This window comes from Microbacterium sp. NPDC057658 (assembly GCF_042799975.1).
In the GTDB taxonomy this organism is placed as follows: Bacteria; Actinomycetota; Actinomycetes; order Actinomycetales; family Microbacteriaceae; genus Microbacterium.
In genome coordinates, this window is record NZ_JBHVHT010000001.1 from 2418783 (window position 1) to 2433764 (window position 14982).

The 14982-nt window shown below is 70.4% G+C and carries 15 protein-coding genes; 9 read left to right on the forward strand and 6 right to left on the reverse strand.

Going from position 1 to position 14982, the window contains the following annotated elements; genetic code table 11:
• The first annotated feature begins 8 nt into the window (after positions 1-8).
• The 5 genes from ACFU8V_RS11640 to ACFU8V_RS11660 all read left to right on the forward strand — a co-directional run bounded on the left by ACFU8V_RS11640 (position 9) and on the right by ACFU8V_RS11660 (position 4875).
• The gene (locus tag ACFU8V_RS11640) at positions 9-1205 is read left to right on the forward strand and encodes a CdaR family transcriptional regulator (protein WP_025103615.1); all 1197 of its coding nucleotides are present in this window, start codon (positions 9-11) and stop codon (positions 1203-1205) included.
• Positions 1206-1302: 97 nt separating this feature from the next.
• Positions 1303-2223 carry an ACP S-malonyltransferase gene (locus ACFU8V_RS11645; protein ID WP_378871281.1) on the forward strand — a complete coding sequence of 307 codons (921 nt, stop codon included), beginning with the start codon at positions 1303-1305 and terminating at the stop codon, positions 2221-2223.
• Positions 2220-3221: a beta-ketoacyl-ACP synthase III gene (locus ACFU8V_RS11650; protein WP_085607669.1), complete on the forward strand. Its 1002-nt coding sequence runs from the start codon at positions 2220-2222 to the stop codon at positions 3219-3221. Before ACFU8V_RS11645 ends, ACFU8V_RS11650 begins: the two co-directional genes overlap by 4 nt.
• A gap of 69 nt (positions 3222-3290) precedes the next feature.
• Positions 3291-3539 carry an acyl carrier protein gene (locus tag ACFU8V_RS11655; protein ID WP_017202249.1) on the forward strand — a complete coding sequence of 83 codons (249 nt, stop codon included), beginning with the start codon at positions 3291-3293 and terminating at the stop codon, positions 3537-3539.
• 97 nt (positions 3540-3636) lie between these two features.
• On the forward strand, positions 3637-4875 hold the full coding sequence (locus ACFU8V_RS11660; RefSeq protein WP_025103618.1) for a beta-ketoacyl synthase: 1239 nt from the start codon (positions 3637-3639) through the stop codon (positions 4873-4875).
• Between the two features lie 86 nt (positions 4876-4961).
• Here ACFU8V_RS11660 and ACFU8V_RS11665 read toward each other — a convergent pair whose 3' ends face one another.
• Positions 4962-5639 (reverse strand): YitT family protein, encoded by a 678-nt coding sequence (locus tag ACFU8V_RS11665; protein ID WP_378871285.1) that lies wholly within the window; start codon positions 5637-5639, stop codon positions 4962-4964.
• Between the two features lie 95 nt (positions 5640-5734).
• On the opposite strand from ACFU8V_RS11665, the gene ACFU8V_RS11670 reads away from it, so the two are divergent.
• Positions 5735-7138 carry a PLP-dependent aminotransferase family protein gene (locus tag ACFU8V_RS11670; RefSeq protein WP_378871288.1) on the forward strand — a complete coding sequence of 468 codons (1404 nt, stop codon included), beginning with the start codon at positions 5735-5737 and terminating at the stop codon, positions 7136-7138.
• Between the two features lie 139 nt (positions 7139-7277).
• Here ACFU8V_RS11670 and ACFU8V_RS11675 read toward each other — a convergent pair whose 3' ends face one another.
• Positions 7278-7781, reverse strand: coding sequence for a DUF3145 domain-containing protein (locus ACFU8V_RS11675; RefSeq protein WP_025103621.1), 504 nt, complete (start codon positions 7779-7781; stop codon positions 7278-7280).
• 182 nt (positions 7782-7963) lie between these two features.
• Positions 7964-8737: a hypothetical protein gene (locus tag ACFU8V_RS11680; RefSeq protein WP_025103622.1), complete on the reverse strand. Its 774-nt coding sequence runs from the start codon at positions 8735-8737 to the stop codon at positions 7964-7966.
• 176 nt (positions 8738-8913) lie between these two features.
• On the opposite strand from ACFU8V_RS11680, the gene ACFU8V_RS11685 reads away from it, so the two are divergent.
• From ACFU8V_RS11685 to ACFU8V_RS11695, 3 genes are read left to right on the forward strand one after another with little or no spacing between them, the layout of a single operon-like run.
• The gene (locus tag ACFU8V_RS11685) at positions 8914-10917 is read left to right on the forward strand and encodes a DUF262 domain-containing protein (RefSeq protein WP_126893092.1); all 2004 of its coding nucleotides are present in this window, start codon (positions 8914-8916) and stop codon (positions 10915-10917) included.
• Positions 10914-12170 carry an alpha/beta fold hydrolase gene (locus ACFU8V_RS11690; protein ID WP_378871292.1) on the forward strand — a complete coding sequence of 419 codons (1257 nt, stop codon included), beginning with the start codon at positions 10914-10916 and terminating at the stop codon, positions 12168-12170. Before ACFU8V_RS11685 ends, ACFU8V_RS11690 begins: the two co-directional genes overlap by 4 nt.
• Positions 12171-12223: 53 nt before the next feature.
• Positions 12224-12508 (forward strand): hypothetical protein, encoded by a 285-nt coding sequence (locus tag ACFU8V_RS11695; RefSeq protein ID WP_378871295.1) that lies wholly within the window; start codon positions 12224-12226, stop codon positions 12506-12508.
• A gap of 69 nt (positions 12509-12577) precedes the next feature.
• Here the strand turns inward: ACFU8V_RS11695 and ACFU8V_RS11700 are convergent, their stop codons facing one another.
• The 3 genes from ACFU8V_RS11700 to glgA all read right to left on the reverse strand — a co-directional run bounded on the left by ACFU8V_RS11700 (position 12578) and on the right by glgA (position 14966).
• Positions 12578-12835: a type B 50S ribosomal protein L31 gene (locus tag ACFU8V_RS11700; RefSeq protein ID WP_025103626.1), complete on the reverse strand. Its 258-nt coding sequence runs from the start codon at positions 12833-12835 to the stop codon at positions 12578-12580.
• A gap of 143 nt (positions 12836-12978) precedes the next feature.
• Positions 12979-13764: an ABC transporter ATP-binding protein gene (locus ACFU8V_RS11705; protein WP_025103627.1), complete on the reverse strand. Its 786-nt coding sequence runs from the start codon at positions 13762-13764 to the stop codon at positions 12979-12981.
• A gap of 17 nt (positions 13765-13781) precedes the next feature.
• Positions 13782-14966, reverse strand: a complete 1185-nt coding sequence (gene glgA, locus ACFU8V_RS11710) for a glycogen synthase (RefSeq protein WP_085607679.1) — start codon at positions 14964-14966, stop codon at positions 13782-13784.
• Positions 14967-14982: the final 16 nt, after the last annotated feature.

Below are 14982 nucleotides of genomic sequence, written 5' to 3' on the forward strand. Positions count from 1 at the left end.
CCGCCGGCATGGACAAGGCCGCCACGCTCACCTGGCTGCGCCGGATCTCCGGTGACATCGCCACGGTGACGATCAAGCGGCTGGAGGACACCCTCCCCTGGTACGCCGACATGCCACCGGCCCGCCGCTCCGCGGTCGGGCTGGTGGCGCAGGCGGGCATCACCTCGTTCATCCAGTGGTACGACGACCCGACGTCCACCCCGTGGATCGCCGCGGACATCTTCGCCGCCGCTCCCCGTGAGCTGCTGCGGAGCGTGAGTCTGCAGCAGACCCTCCAGCTCATCCGCGTCACGGTCGAGGTGACTGAGGAACGGGTGGCGGGCAAGGGCGAGCACCTTCGCGAGGCCATCCTGCTCTACTCGCGGGACGTAGCCTTCGCCGCCGCCGACGTCTACGCGCGCGCCGCCGAGGCCCGCGGCCTCTGGGACGCGCGGCTCGAGGCGCTCGTCGTCGACTCGATCCTCACGGGCGAGGCCGACGAGGAGCTTCCCAGCCGGATCGCCGCTCTCGGGTGGCACGGCCACGGAGAGGTCGCGGTCCTGGTCGGCACCACGCCCCCGCAGTTCGACGTCGACCTCGTGCGCCGGACGGCGCGGAAGCTCGCGGTCGACGTCCTGATCGGCGTGCAGGGCTCTCGCCTCGTCCTCGTGCTCGGGCGCGCGCGGGTCGAGGGTCAGGAGGGCGAGGACGAGGAGCTCGGGTTCCAGGAGATCGCGGCCCGTCTGGAGCCGTCGTTCGGCCCGGGGTTCGTCGTGCTGGGGCCGGCTGTGGCTGCCCTCGTCGACGCCAGCCAGAGCGCGCGTGCGGCTCTGGCTGGATTCGCGGTGGCCCGCGCCTGGCGGAGCGCACCGCGGCCCGTCGAAGCCGACGACCTGCTCCCGGAGCGCGCCCTCGCCGGCGACCCTCTCGCGAAGCAGACCCTGATCGAGCGCATCTACCGCCCGCTGCAGGCGCACTCGACCGACCTCGTCACGACGCTCTGGAGCTATCTCGACAACGGCCGTTCCCTCGAGGCGACGGCCCGCGAGCTCTTCGTGCATCCGAACACCGTCCGCTACCGCCTGAAGCGGGTGAGCGAGGTCATCGGGTGGGACGCGACCGGGCCCCGCGAGGCGCTCATCCTGCAGACGGCGCTCATCCTCGGCTCCATCGGGGCCGCGGAGCAGGTACGCCGCCGTCCGCCGCTGCGCCGCCCTCCGCGCTGACCCACCCGGTGCATTCTGTGCGCCACACACAAGGGTTCCGCGCAATCTTGTGATGGATCATCCACCGTTCTGCCGCGATCGTTGGCAGACTGGGTGGGTGATTGTCGCCGTCTGCCCTGGACAGGGCTCGCAGACCCCCGGATTCCTCGCCCCCTGGCTCGAGCTCGACGGAGTGGAGGAGCGTCTCGCCGCCTACTCCGAGGCCGCGCAGGTCGATCTCCGCACGCACGGCACCGAGTCGGACGCGGACACCATCCGCGACACCCGGGTCGCCCAGCCGCTGATCGTGGCCGCCTCCCTCGTCGCCGGTGACGCCCTCGTGGCCGCCGCCGGTCGCCGCGCGGACGGCATCGCCGGGCACTCCGTCGGAGAGATCGCGGCGCTCGTCGGCAGCGGCGCGCTGGACGCCGCGACGGGCATGCGCCTCGTCGGCATCCGCGGGCGGGCGATGGCCGATGCCGCCGCCCAGACCCCGACGGGGATGAGCGCGGTCCTCGGCGGCGATGAGGAGACGCTCCTCGGCCGCCTCGCCGAGCTCGGCCTCGCGCCGGCGAACTTCAACGGCGGCGGGCAGATCGTCGTCGCCGGTCCTCTCCCGGCCCTGGCAGCTCTCGCCGAGGAGCCGGTCAAGGGCACCCGCGTGGTGCCGCTCCAGGTCGCCGGAGCGTTCCACACCGACTACATGGCCTCCGCCGTCTCGGCGCTCCGCGACGCGGTCGCCGACGTGCAGCCGTCCGACCCCGAGATCACGCTCTGGACCAACCGCGACGGCTCGGTCGTGACCGACGGAGCGACGGCGCTCGACTACCTCGTCGATCAGGTCTCCTCCCCCGTCCGGTGGGACCTCTGCATGACCTCCTTCGCCGACGCCGGGGTGACCGGCGTCATCGAGCTCGCCCCCGCGGGCGCCCTCGTCGGTCTCGCCAAGCGCGGCCTGCGCGGCGTGCCGACGGTCGCCGTGAAGACCCCCGAAGACCTCGAAGCCGCCGTCGCGCTGCTGAACGGAGAAGCCGCATGACCGCCTCCCTCGCCCAGATCGCCGGGCCCGCCTACACCCGCATCTACGCGTTCGGCGCGGCTCGCGGCGAGAACGCGGTGCCCAACGAAGACCTCATCGGGCCGATCGACTCCAGCGACGAGTGGATCCGTCAGCGCACCGGCATCGTCACGCGCGCCCGAGCCGACAAGGGGACGGACGCCATCGACCTCGCGACCGCGGCGGCAGCCGAGGCCATCGAGAAGTCGGGTGTCCCCGCCGACCAGGTCGACCTCGTCATCGTCGCGACCATCAGCAACCCGAAGCAGACGCCGTCGGTCTCGGCCATCGTCGCCGACCGCGTCGGGGCCAACCCGGCCGCGGCCTACGACATCAACGCGGCCTGCGCCGGCTACGCCTATGCGGTCGCGCAGGCGGACGCGCTCATCAAGGCCGGCGCCGCCCGCCACGCCCTCGTGATCGGCACGGAGAAGCTCTCCGACGTCGTCGACCCGACCGACCGCAGCATCTCGTTCCTCCTCGGCGACGGCGCCGGCGCCGCTCTCATCGGCCCCAGCGACACGCCGGGCATCGCCCCCGCGGTCTGGGGCAGCGACGGTTCCAAGGCCGACGCCGTCGGTATGAACGGCACCCTCACGGACTTCCGCGACGGCGTGGTGCCGTGGCCGACGCTCCGCCAGGAGGGCCCGACGGTCTTCCGCTGGGCCGTGTGGGAGATGGCCAAGGTCGCCCGCGAGGCGCTGGACAAGGCCGGGATCGAGGCCTCCGACCTCGCCGCCTTCATCCCGCATCAGGCCAACATGCGCATCATCGACGAGTTCGCCAAGCAGCTCGGTCTGCCGGAGACCACCGTCATCGCCCGCGACATCGAGACCACCGGCAACACGTCGGCCGCCTCGATCCCGCTCGCCAGCCACCGCCTCATGGCCGAGCACCCGGAGCTCTCCGGTGGCCTCGCCCTGCAGATCGGCTTCGGCGCCGGCCTCGTCTTCGCAGCCCAGGTCGTCGTCCTCCCCTGAAGACGCGTCGACCTTCCCTAGACTGTTCCACGGTTCCGAATACAACCCGCAAGAAAGAGGAAGACCACCATGGCTTTCACCAACGATGAGGTCCTCGCCGGCCTCGCAGAGCTGATCACCGACGAGACCGGCATCAACGCCAGCGAGGTCGCCCTGGAGAAGTCGTTCACGGACGACCTCGACATCGACTCGATCTCGATGATGACGATCGTCGTCAACGCCGAGGAGAAGTTCGGCGTCACCATCCCGGACGACGAGGTCAAGAACCTGAAGACCGTCGGCGACGCCGTCAACTTCATCGTCGCGGGCCAGGAGTAATCCCGGCAGGATGCCACCCTCGCCCCGCGCGGGGCGTGGCATCCTCCGGCCCTGCCCATCCCCCGCACGGACTCGTTTCGACAAGGAACCACACCTCATGACCAAGCGCATCGTCGTCACCGGCATCGGCGCCACCTCCGCCATCGGCGGGACGGCTCCGGAGAACTGGGACAACCTTCTCGCCGGTGCCTCCGGCGCCCGCACGATCGAGCACGACTGGGTGCAGGAGTACGATCTGCCCGTCACGTTCGCCGCCTCCGCGAGCGTCCGCCCGGAAGAGGTGCTGCCCCGCCACGAGGCGAAGCGTCTCGACCCCTCTTCGCAGTTCGCGCTCATCGCGGCGCGCGAGGCCTGGGAGGACGCGGGCTCGCCCGAGGTCGCTCCCGAGCGCCTCGGCGTCGACTTCGCGACCGGGATCGGCGGCCTCTGGACGCTGCTCGACGCCTGGGACACGCTGCGCGAGAAGGGCCCCCGCCGGGTCATGCCGCTGACCGTGCCGATGCTGATGCCGAACGCGGCCGCCGGCAACCTGTCGCTGCAGTTCGAGGCCCGCGCCTATGCGCAGACCGTCGTCAGCGCGTGCGCCTCCAGCACCGAGTCGATCATCCACGCCTTCCACCACCTGCAGGAGGGGCTGGCCGACGTCGTCATCGCCGGCGGCACCGAGTCGGCGATCCACCCGATCACGATGGCCGCGTTCGCGTCCGCGCAGGCGCTGTCGCGCCGCAACGACGACCCGGCCCACGCCTCCCGACCCGGCGCGATCGACCGCGACGGCTTCGTGATGGGCGAGGGCGCCGCGGCCCTCATCCTCGAGACCGAGGAGCACGCCAAGGCCCGCGGCGCGAAGATCTACGGCTACGTCCTCGGCGGTGGCGTGACCGCCGATGCGTACCACATCACCGGAAACGACCCGGAGGGCAAGGGGGCGGCGCGTGCCGTGATCCAGGCACTCGAGGAGGCCGGCATCACGCCCGACCAGGTGACGCACATCAACGCCCACGCGACTTCGACCCCGGTCGGCGACCCCAACGAGTACGTCGCGCTGAAGAACGTCTTCGGCGACCGGATCGACGAGATCCCTGTGTCGGCCACCAAGGCGTCGACCGGACACCTGCTGGGTGGGACCGGCGCGCTGGAGGCGATCTTCTCCCTCCTCGCGCTGCGGGACCGCGTGGCCCCGCCGACGATCAACATGACCGAGCCGGACCCGGAGGTGCCGTTCCGTCTGTCCGGAGAGGCGGCTCCGCTCGGCGACGGCCCGCAGATCGCCATCAGCAACTCGTTCGGCTTCGGCGGACACAACGCCGTGCTCGTGCTGGGCGGCGTCGACTGACCGTTTCCGCGTCCACGATGAAGGCCCCCGGGATGTGATCCCGGGGGCCTTCATCATGCGCGGTCCGCTCCGGCCCTTCGACGGGCTCAGGGACCCAGGGACGCGCTGGCCCCGACGGCGAGGCGCTGCGAACGCTCCCGGCGGCGGCGCTCGATCCGCGGGAGGAACCAGCCGATCAACGGGCCGACGCCGAAGGCGAACAGTACGGTGCCGACGCCCACCGGACCGCCGAGCAGGAAGCCGATCAGCAGCACGGACCCCTCGATGACCGTCCGCGCCAGCCAGACCGGCCATCGGGTCACCCGGACGAGCCCCGTCATGAGTCCGTCGCGCGGTCCGGGGCCGAAGTCCGCCGCGATGTAGAGCCCGGTCGCGAACGCCAGCAGCACGAGTCCGAAGACGAACATGGGCGCCCCCACCCACACGGAGGGCGGAGCCGGCAGCACGAGGAGGGTGAGGTCGGCGAACGGGCCGATGAGCAGCGCGTTGAGCAGGGTGCCGAGACCCACCCGTTGACGGAGCGGGATCCACAGCAGCAGGACGACGATCGAGATCAGCACCGTGACGACCCCGTACCCGAGTCCCGTCCAGCGTGCGACACCCAGCGAGAGCACGTCCCAGGGCGCGACGCCGATCCCGCCGCGCACCATGAAGCCGAGCGCGACGCCGTAGAGGAAGAGCCCGCCCACGAGCTGCGCCAGCCGCTCGGCCAGGTCTCGGCGGCTGGTCGCGGTGAAGGGCAGGAAGACGGCACGGAAGAGCATCTCTCCATCGTGGCCCGCACGAAGGCCGGACGAGGCCGACCACTGAGCGAAAAGTGGTCTGCACATGGAAGGCCACTTTGCGGCAGGCTGGAGGCATGGCCTCCCGTCTCGTCACCCAGCTCGGCACCCAGGACATCGACGACGCCTCAGCGTCGGGCCTGGCCGACCGCATCAGGGCCCTCATCCTCGACGGACGCCTCACGGTCGGCGAGCGACTGCCGAGCGAGCGCGCCCTCGCGCTCGAGCTGCGGCGGTCACGCTCGACCATCACCCGCGCCTACGGCGTTCTCGAGGCCGGTGGCTACGTGTCCCGGCATCATGGCGGAAGCACCAGAGTGACCCTCCCGCACGGCCCGGCGGCCGCCGCCCCCGACGCGGACGACGCGGCGATCGACCTGTCGATCGCCGCGATGGACTCGACCCCCGGCCTGTACGACGCGACCGTGCGCTCCCTCCCCCGACTGGCGGCCCTGCGCGGGACGAGCGGCTACTCGCTGCAGGGCCTTCCCGAGCTCCGAGAAGCCGTGGCCCGCCGATTCACCGAACGCGGCGCGGCGACCTCGGCCGACGAGATCATGATCACCTCGGGCGCCCTGAACGCCGTCAACCTCATCCTCACGGCGATCGGCCGCCGCGGCGAACGCGCCCTCGTGGAGCAGCCGACCTTCCCGCATGCGCTCGAGGCTCTGCACCGGCACGGCTACCGTCTGGTGCCGACGCCGGTCGACACCGATGGCTGGGACGCCCGCCACCTCACCGACACCCTGCGGACAGCGCGCCCGCACGTCGCGTACCTCATCCCGGACTTCCACAACCCCACCGGAGCGACGCTGCCGCAGGAGGAGCGGTCCCGGATCGCGACGACGGCCCGCAACACCGGCACGCACCTGATCGTCGACGAGACGACGGCGGAGCTGGACATCGACCGGGGATGGGCCCCGACGCCGATGGCAGCCGAGGGCCCGAACGTGATCACGGTGGGATCGATGTCGAAGATCGCGTGGGGAGGCATGCGCATCGGCTGGATCCGCGCCGAGCGCTCGGTCATCGCCCGGCTGCTGGCCGTCCGCCCCTCGTTCGAGCTCGGCACGGCCCTCCTCGAGCAGTGCATCGCCGTGGAGCTGCTCGACGACGTCCCGGCACTGACCCAGCACGTCCGGCGACGCCTCACGGCCGGACGGGAGGCCGTAACCGCGGGAATCGCCGGGATCCCGGGGATGCGGATGCCGGAGACGCCCGGCGGCCTCTCCGCCTGGATCGATCTCGGCGCTCCCCTGTCGACGACCCTCTCCCTCGCTGCCCGCGAACGGGGACTCATCCTGCCGCCCGGACCGCGCTTTACGACCGGCGGCGTGCTGGAGCGGCGACTCCGGATCCCGATCACGCTCCCGCCCGAGCGTGCGACGGAGGCGATGACGCGCCTGGCGCAGGCCTGGGCGGACGTGCGCGGCGGTGGAGTGAACACCGTCGACGACCTCGCGCACGCGGCCGTGATCTGACCGGCGCAGACGAAGACCCCGCCCGGTCTCCCGGGGCGGGGTCTTCGTCGAGCGGAGCGCGGATTCGTCTTCTCAGCGTCCGGGATCACTCACCGGAATCCGATACTCACGCCTCCGCGCTCCCGGTATCGACGGTCGGTCAGCCGACCTTGTGGAGCCAGACGACGCGCGCGTCGTCGCTGGCGTGACGGAAGGGCTCCAGCTCCTCGTCCCAGGCGGAGCCCAGGGCGATGTCGAGCTCGCGCTGCAGCTCGACGGCGTTGCCCGCGGCGATCTCCATCGCGTAGCGGATGCGGTCCTCGCCGATGACGATGTTGCCGGCGGCATCGGTCTGGGCGTAGTGGATGCCGAGGTCCGGCGTGTGCAGCCACCGACCGCCGTCACTGCGCGGCGTCGGGTCTTCCGTCACCTCGAATCGGAGGTGCTCCCAGCCCCGGATCGCGGTCGCGAGGGCAGCACCGGTACCGACGGGACCGTCCCAGTAGAACTCGGCGCGGCGCGCGCCGGTCAGCACGGGCTGCTCGGTCCAGTCGAAGTTCACCGCACGCCCGATAGCGCGACCCACCGCCCATTCCAGGTGCGGGCAGAGCGCGCGAGGCGCCGAGTGGATGAACACCACTCCGCGTGCGTAAGCCGTCGCCATGTTCTCTCCGTTTCATCAGGTGCGTCTTCCCCTACGACCTGAACCACGAAGTGGCGAGAGTATGCGGTTGTGCGCCCATTCTCGCCGAGTTCCCGCGAAATCACAAGCGTGTGATTCGACGACGAAGGCCCCGGTCCGTGGACCGGGGCCTTCGGGCGCTTCGACGAGCTCAGCGACCCAGCTCAGGCCTCGCTCATGGCCTGCTTGACCTGCTGGCCCTTCGCGGCGTAGTAGGCCGCGCGAGCGGCGTCCTTGCGGGCCTGCTCGGCGTAGCCGAACTCGAGCACGTCCTGCGGGACCTCGACGTTCGGGACGTCGTCGGTGCCGTGGTACTTCTCGATGTAGGCGTCGAGCTCGGGACCGGAGGTCCACGAGGTGATGAGGCAGTAGCGCGGGTCGGTGCCGTTGTGCGTGGCCGCGTGCCACAGGCGCTGGGTGTCGACGATGAGCTGCGCACCCGCCGGGAGGGCGATGCGGTACTCGATGCTGGGGTCCGTGCGGTTCTCACGCAGGACGAAGTAGCTGTCCTTGTCGTCCGTCAGGTTGAAGAACCCGCGGACGACCCAGCCGGTGCCGTCCGGGTTCAGGCGGTTGTTGTCATCCTGGTGGAGGTTGTAGAGGCAGTCGCCGTACGGGGTCGGCTGCAGCTCGATGACGCGGCAGCGACCGACGTTCGCACCGGGCTCCTGCGCACGACGGGTGAGGTTCGGGGCCTTGGCGGTCTGCTCGTCGATCCAGACGCCGTCCTTGTCGGTGCGCGGCGGCTTGTGGTTCCAGAAGCCGTTGCACTCGATGTCGCCGAAGGCGCTGGCGAGGGGCGCGAACCGGGTGTCACCCGAGGACTTCCAGTCGACGTACTCGATGTCGAGCCATTCCTTGGGGTCGGCCTCCTGGTCGTAGCTGTCGAGGACGACGAAGCCCTTCTCCTCCAGCGCTGCGGACTTGATGTATCCCATGATCGAGTCATGTTCCTTTCATCGGGGGCCAGCACGTTTTAACAGGCCCTGATAAGGCAAGGCTAACAGCGGGACCTGGCCCTCCCCCGGAGGGTCGCCGTGGATAAGCGAATAGACTGGGCGGGGCACCCGGCGCGTCCGTGGCGCCTGTCGCTACGGGAGGACGAGACACCAGCATGAGCACCGCGACCAACGTCGAGGCGACGGCAGTCAACACGATCGAATGGCTCGCGGCGGGACGCACGACCATCGTCGTCCCGGTCTACCAGCGGCAGTACCGCTGGGACATCGGCGGCTGCGAGCGGCTCCTCTCCGACGTCAGGGCGGTGGCGGCGGAAGACGACGCGCATCGCCATTTCATCGGTTCGATCCTCTCCGCCGAGGACGGCTCCGGTCCGGACGCCGACCTCATCCTCATCGACGGGCAGCAGCGCCTCACGACGCTCATGCTCCTCGTCGCCGCGCTGCATCACTCGGTGCGCGACCGCGATCCGGAGCTCGCCGCCGACCTCGCCCGCGTGCTGGTCCGCCCCGACGATCCCGAGCGCACGAAGCTCCGTCCGCACGACGCCTGGGCCGATCTCTACGAGTCGGTCGTGCTCGACCGCCGGGATGACGTCGACCGCGAATCGCGCTTCGACGACAACTACGCGTTCTTCCGCAGCCAGATCCATGCCGACGAGGTGCCGTTCATCTGGCAGGGGCTGCAGCGACTCGAGCACGTCTCGATCACGCTCGGCGCCCAGGCCAACGCGCAGCAGATCTTCGAGAGCCTGAACTCCACCGGCGAGCCGCTGCGGGATCACGAGCTGATCCACAACTACATCCTCATGGGGCTGAACCACGCCGAGCAGATGGATGTGGAAGCGCGGTTCTGGCTGCCGATCGAGCAGCACACGGGCGAGGCGATCGGCGCGTTCTGGCGCCACTACCTCGTGCTCGTGACGGGGCGTGAGGTGGCGGCGAACGGCGAGCACGGCGTGTACAGCGCCTTCCGCCAGTCGTTCCCGCGCGTCGACGTCGCCCACCTCCAGGCCGACGCCGAGACGTGGCGGCACTATGCGGAGATTTACGGCATCCTCCTCGATCCGACGAAGGAGCAGGACCCGGAGATCGCGCGGCAGCTGAAGTACGTGAACACGTTCGGACGCTCCTCCTCCCCGCTGGTCATGAGCGCCTACAGCGATCACGCGCGTGGCCTCATCGACCGGAGTCAGCTCCTCGAGACGCTCGAGTGGCTGCAGGCGATGTTCCTCCGTCGCGCGCTCGTGAACCTTCCCGCCGAACGCCTGATCGCCCGGCTCTGCCGTGCCCGCCGCGACGGACACGACGCCCTCGCCCGCGCCATCGCGCGCATCACCCCGTCGGACGAGCGGGTCAGCGCCGTGCTCAAATACAGCGAGCTGCCGTATCCGGCCTACGTGCTCGGCCGGCTCGAGGGCGTCGACGACGTGGACGGCTTCGACGTCGAGCACATCGTGCCCGCCGTGCCCGGCGACGCCTGGTCCGGCGACGGCGTGCGTCCCTGGAGCGAGTACTCCGAGGACGAGCAGAACAGCCACCGCGCCCTCGCACCCACCCTCGGCAACCTCACGCTCCTGGAGCAGGGGCTGACGGAGCGGGTGTTCGGCGCTTCCTTCCCCGCCAAACGCGATGAGGCCTACGCCCGCAGCGCGGTACCGGCCACCCGCGCCCTCGCCGCGGAGGAATCCTGGGGTACGGCGGCCATCACCGCACGAACAGTGGCGCTGACGGCCGACCTCGTCCGCGTGTGGGCACGACCGGCGCTGCCCGAGATCGACGACGACGGCCTCACCCCGATCCTCGACGCCGTGCGCCGCCGCGGCTGGCCCGCGGGGTGGGAGCGCGAGTTCGACTACGTGGAGTACCGGGGCGAGCGGTGGGAGGTGTACGACGTCAAGCACCTGTTCAACCGCGTGTTCCGTCGCGCCTGGACCGACACGACCGAGGCCGCTCTAGCGTACTGCGCGACCCACGGCGGCCCGATCTACCGCGACAAGGCGTGGAAGGGGCAGTGGGACGACCTCGATGACACGCACTTCCTCTACATGGGCTGGGACTCGAACTACATGATGACGGCCGTCCAGGGCGTCCTCGACGAGTCCGGCATCGCCGCCGAGGTCTTCGTGAAGTACTCCTACATCGGGAATGTGATGTGACCATGACCACTGTCATCCGCCGCCGCCTGCTCGACCTCGCCGTCGAGGAGCACACGCTCACGGTCCCCCTCGTCTGGGACGACCCGGCAGACACCCGCACGATCGACGTGTTCGCCCGCGTCGTCGCACGGGAGGGCGGCGAGGCGCTCCCCTACCTGGTCTTCCTGCAGGGCGGGCCGGGCCACGAGGCGCCGCGCCCCTTCCACTCCTCCACGGCGCCGGCCTGGCTGGATCAGGCCCTCGCGCACTATCGGCTCGTGCTCCTGGACCAGCGCGGCACCGGCCTCTCCTCCCCCGTCGGCGACGGCGACCTCGCGCAGGGCGCCGAAGCCGTCGCCGAGTACCTGACGCACCTGCGTGCCGATGCCATCGTGCGCGACTGCGAGGCACTACGGGAGCATCTGGGGGCATCGACCTGGAGCGTCCTCGGGCAGTCGTTCGGCGGGTTCACGACGCTGGCGTACCTGTCGACCCACGCGGATTCCCTCGACGACGTCTTCATCACCGGCGGTCTCAGCACGGTCGAGCGCGATCCGGACGAGGTGTACGCGCTCTGCTACGACAAGATGCGCACGGCCTCCGAGCGGTACTACCGGCGCTTCCCGGAGCACCGCGACGTCATGCGACGCCTGATCGATCTCGCGGACGCCGGTGAGCTCATCATCCCCGACGGCGAGGTCGTATCGCGTTCCCGCCTCCGCTCCGTCGGCTCCGCTCTCGGCACCGACGACGGCTGGCAGACGGTCTGGTCGCTGCTGGAGCGGGATCCCGCGTCCAACGCCTTCCGGCACGACCTCCAGCACGCCATGCCCTTCGCCGGCCGCAACCCGCTGTACTACGCCTTCCATGAGTCGAGCTATGCGAACGGACACACCACGCGGTGGTCCGCCGAGCGCGTCGAACCGACCGATTTCCGCGACGATCCGACGCTCTTCACGGGCGAGCACATCCGCCGCGAGTGGGCCGACACCGTCCCGGCGCTGCAGCCCTGGCGGGAGGTGACGTCGATCCTGGCGGAGCACCCCTGGCCGCGGATCTACGACACCGCCGCCCTCGCCGCCTCCGGGGCGACGGGCGCGGCCGCCGTGTACGTGAACGACGTGTATGTGCCCGTGGAGTTCTCGCTGGAGACCGCCCGTCTCCTCCCCGGTGTGACACCCTGGGTGACGAGCGAGCACGAGCACAACGGCCTGCGGACGGGGCCCGTGCTGGAGCGGCTGATCGACCTCGCCCACGGACGCCGCCTCCGCTGACCTCCGCCCCGCGACGGGTGCCACCGCCGCGCTCCGCGATCTATCCTGGGGCCATGGAGCATCTGCTCGGGTGGACCACGATCGTCCTCGTGCTCGGCACGGGGCCGGTGCTGTTCTTCGTGGGCATCCGGCATTCCCTCTCCCGTCGTCCGGTCGAGGAGAAGTACGGGCAGGCCGGCTCGGGAGGGCTCGTCGGCGTCTTCGACGCGGTGTGGTCCCCCACCGCGCACGAGGCCGGCCAGGAGCGGGACCGGCAGACCCGGCGCACGGCCCCGGCGCCGACCCCCGGAGATCCGCCGGGCCGCATCGAGCGCGGACGCATCGTCATCGACGTCTGAGCGACTCGTCCACCCCGGACATGACGAAGGCCCCGCACTCCGAGGAGTACGGGGCCCTCGTGGGCGGTCTTACTTGGAGGAGCCGCCGAAGCCCTTGAAGCGCTGGTTGAACTTCTCGACGCGGCCGGCCGAGTCCATGATGCGCTGCTTGCCCGTGTAGAAGGGGTGCGAGGCCGAGGAGATCTCGACGTCGATCACCGGGTACTCCACGCCGTCCAGCTCGATCGTCTTGTCGCTCGTGACGGTGGAGCGGGTGAGGAAGGTCTCGCCCGAACCCAGGTCGCGGAACACGACAGCCTTGTACTCGGGGTGAATGTCAGTCTTCATGGGATTCCTTTGTTGCTGCCCTGGATTGTGCCAGGGACGAGGGAAGTCTGTGGTGCCGAACGCACCAAGGATCGATTCTACCAGTACTTCGACAAGCTCAGTAACCCATCGGGACCGAGCTCAGCGACCCACGGGGACCGAGGTCAGGAGGCGGCGCGGGCGGAGTAGCGCCCGTCCTCGCTGCTGAGCGCGATCGGCATGCCGAAGGTCTCGCCGAGGGCGTCCGCGGTGAGCGTCTCCGCGATCGGGCCCGCGGCGACCACGGCGCCGTCGCGGATCAGCAGCACGTGCGTGAATCCGACGGGGATCTCCTCGACGTGGTGGGTGACCATGAGCATCGCGGGCGTCGTCGGCGCCGACGCATAGCCGCCGAGCAGAGCCAGCAGCTCCTCGCGCGACCCGAGGTCGAGCGAGGCCGTCGGCTCGTCGAGCAGCAGGAGCTCCGGGTCCGTCATGACCGCCCGGGCGATCTGCACGCGCTTCTGCTCGCCGTCGCTCAGCGTGCCGAAGGTGCGGTCGGCGAGGTGCGCGAGACGCCAGTCGCCCAGCACACGCAGCGCACGCCGCTCGTCGATGTCCTCGTAGCTCTCGTTCCAGCGCCCGAGCACGGAGTACGCCGCCGTGAGGACGGTGTTGAGCACCGTCTCGTCGCGCGGGATGCGCTTGGCCATGGCCGACGACGCGAACCCGATCCGCGGACGGATCTCGAAGACGTCCGCGCGTCCGAGCGTTTCGCCGAGGACGGTGACCGTGCCCGAGGTGGGGTGCATCAGCGTGTCGGCGAGCTGCAGCAGGGTCGTCTTCCCCGCACCGTTCGGCCCGAGGATCACCCATCGCTGATCGTCAGAGACCTGCCAGGTCACGTGATCGATGATGTTGCGCCCCTCTCGGCGCACGACGACGTCGGTGAACTCCAGAGCGATCGGCATACCGAAAGCCTATCGGCTCAGGCGGACAGCTCTGCGTAGAGCGCGCGGGTCTCGTCGGCGATCGCGCCCCAGCTGAACTGCGTGCGGGCCCGCTCCCGACCGGCCTCGCCGTACTCCCGCGCCCGCGCCGGATCCGTGGCGACCTCGGTGAGGACTGCCGCGAGATCGGCGACGAAGCGGTCGGGGTCGGTCGGTGTGCCCGTGCCGTCCTGCACCTGCTCGATGGGGACCAGCCGGCCCGTCACGCCGTCGTCGACGACCTCGGGGATGCCGCCGGTCGCGGTTCCCACAACGGCCGCTCCGCACGCCATGGCCTCGAGGTTCACGATCCCGAGCGGCTCGTAGACGGAGGGGCAGACGAAGGTGGTCGCCGCGGCCAGGATCGCCGACAGCTCGTCCCGCGGCAGCATCCGCTCGATCCACACAACGCCCTCTCGGGTCTGCTGCAGCAGCCGCACCCCCTCCTGGACCTCCGCCATGATCTCCGGCGTGTCCGGAGCACCGGCGCAGAGGATGAGCTGGACCTCGGGCGGCAGCAGCCGTGCCGCCTGCAGAAGGTAGGGCAGCCCCTTCTGCCGTGTGATGCGTCCGACGAAGACGACCGAGGGGCGGTCAGGATCCATGCCGATCGAGGAGAGGAAGGCCGGATCCTGCACCGGACGCCAGCGCTCCACATCGATCCCGTTGTGGATCACCCGGACCCGCGCGGGGTCGACCTGCGGATAGCTGCGGAGGATGTCCGCGCGCATGCCGGCGCTCACGGCGATCACCGCGGCGGCGTTCTCGTAGGCGAGCTTCTCGATGCCGCTCGACACGGCGTAGCCGCCCCCGAGCTGCTCGGCCTTCCACGGCCGCAGCGGCTCGAGGCTGTGCGCCGTGAGCACGTGCGGGATCCCATGGAGCTGGGAGGCGAGGTGTCCGGCGAAGTTGGCGTACCAGGTATGGCTGTGCACGACGTCGGCGCCCGCGATGGCCGACACGATCTCCAGGTCCGTTCCGAGCGTCTGCAGCGCCGGGTTGGCGGCGGAGAGACTCTCGGGAGCGCGGTAGGCGAAGGTGCCCTCCTCGTCGCGCGGCGCGCCGAACGCACGCACCGTCACATCGATGTCCCGACGCAGTGCGGAGACGAGTTCGGCGACGTGCACACCCGCGCCTCCGTAGATCTCCGGCGGATACTCCTTGGTGATCATCTCGACTCGCATGCCTAGACGCTATCGA

What these genes read in the sequence shown, in the direction of transcription:
- ACFU8V_RS11675 (WP_025103621.1), bottom strand. Translation starts at nt 7,781, where the DNA reads ATGGCGACGGCTTACGCACGCGGAGTGGTGTTCATCCACTCGGCGCCT.
- ACFU8V_RS11700 (WP_025103626.1), bottom strand. Translation starts at nt 12,835, where the DNA reads ATGAAGACTGACATTCACCCCGAGTACAAGGCTGTCGTGTTCCGCGAC.
- ACFU8V_RS11640 (WP_025103615.1), top strand. Translation starts at nt 9, where the DNA reads ATGGACAAGGCCGCCACGCTCACCTGGCTGCGCCGGATCTCCGGTGAC.
- ACFU8V_RS11660 (WP_025103618.1), top strand. Translation starts at nt 3,637, where the DNA reads ATGACCAAGCGCATCGTCGTCACCGGCATCGGCGCCACCTCCGCCATC.
- ACFU8V_RS11665 (WP_378871285.1), bottom strand. Translation starts at nt 5,639, where the DNA reads ATGCTCTTCCGTGCCGTCTTCCTGCCCTTCACCGCGACCAGCCGCCGA.
- ACFU8V_RS11650 (WP_085607669.1), top strand. Translation starts at nt 2,220, where the DNA reads ATGACCGCCTCCCTCGCCCAGATCGCCGGGCCCGCCTACACCCGCATC.
- ACFU8V_RS11655 (WP_017202249.1), top strand. Translation starts at nt 3,291, where the DNA reads ATGGCTTTCACCAACGATGAGGTCCTCGCCGGCCTCGCAGAGCTGATC.
- glgA (WP_085607679.1), bottom strand. Translation starts at nt 14,966, where the DNA reads ATGCGAGTCGAGATGATCACCAAGGAGTATCCGCCGGAGATCTACGGA.
- ACFU8V_RS11695 (WP_378871295.1), top strand. Translation starts at nt 12,224, where the DNA reads ATGGAGCATCTGCTCGGGTGGACCACGATCGTCCTCGTGCTCGGCACG.
- ACFU8V_RS11685 (WP_126893092.1), top strand. Translation starts at nt 8,914, where the DNA reads ATGAGCACCGCGACCAACGTCGAGGCGACGGCAGTCAACACGATCGAA.
- ACFU8V_RS11680 (WP_025103622.1), bottom strand. Translation starts at nt 8,737, where the DNA reads ATGGGATACATCAAGTCCGCAGCGCTGGAGGAGAAGGGCTTCGTCGTC.
- ACFU8V_RS11670 (WP_378871288.1), top strand. Translation starts at nt 5,735, where the DNA reads ATGGCCTCCCGTCTCGTCACCCAGCTCGGCACCCAGGACATCGACGAC.
- ACFU8V_RS11705 (WP_025103627.1), bottom strand. Translation starts at nt 13,764, where the DNA reads ATGCCGATCGCTCTGGAGTTCACCGACGTCGTCGTGCGCCGAGAGGGG.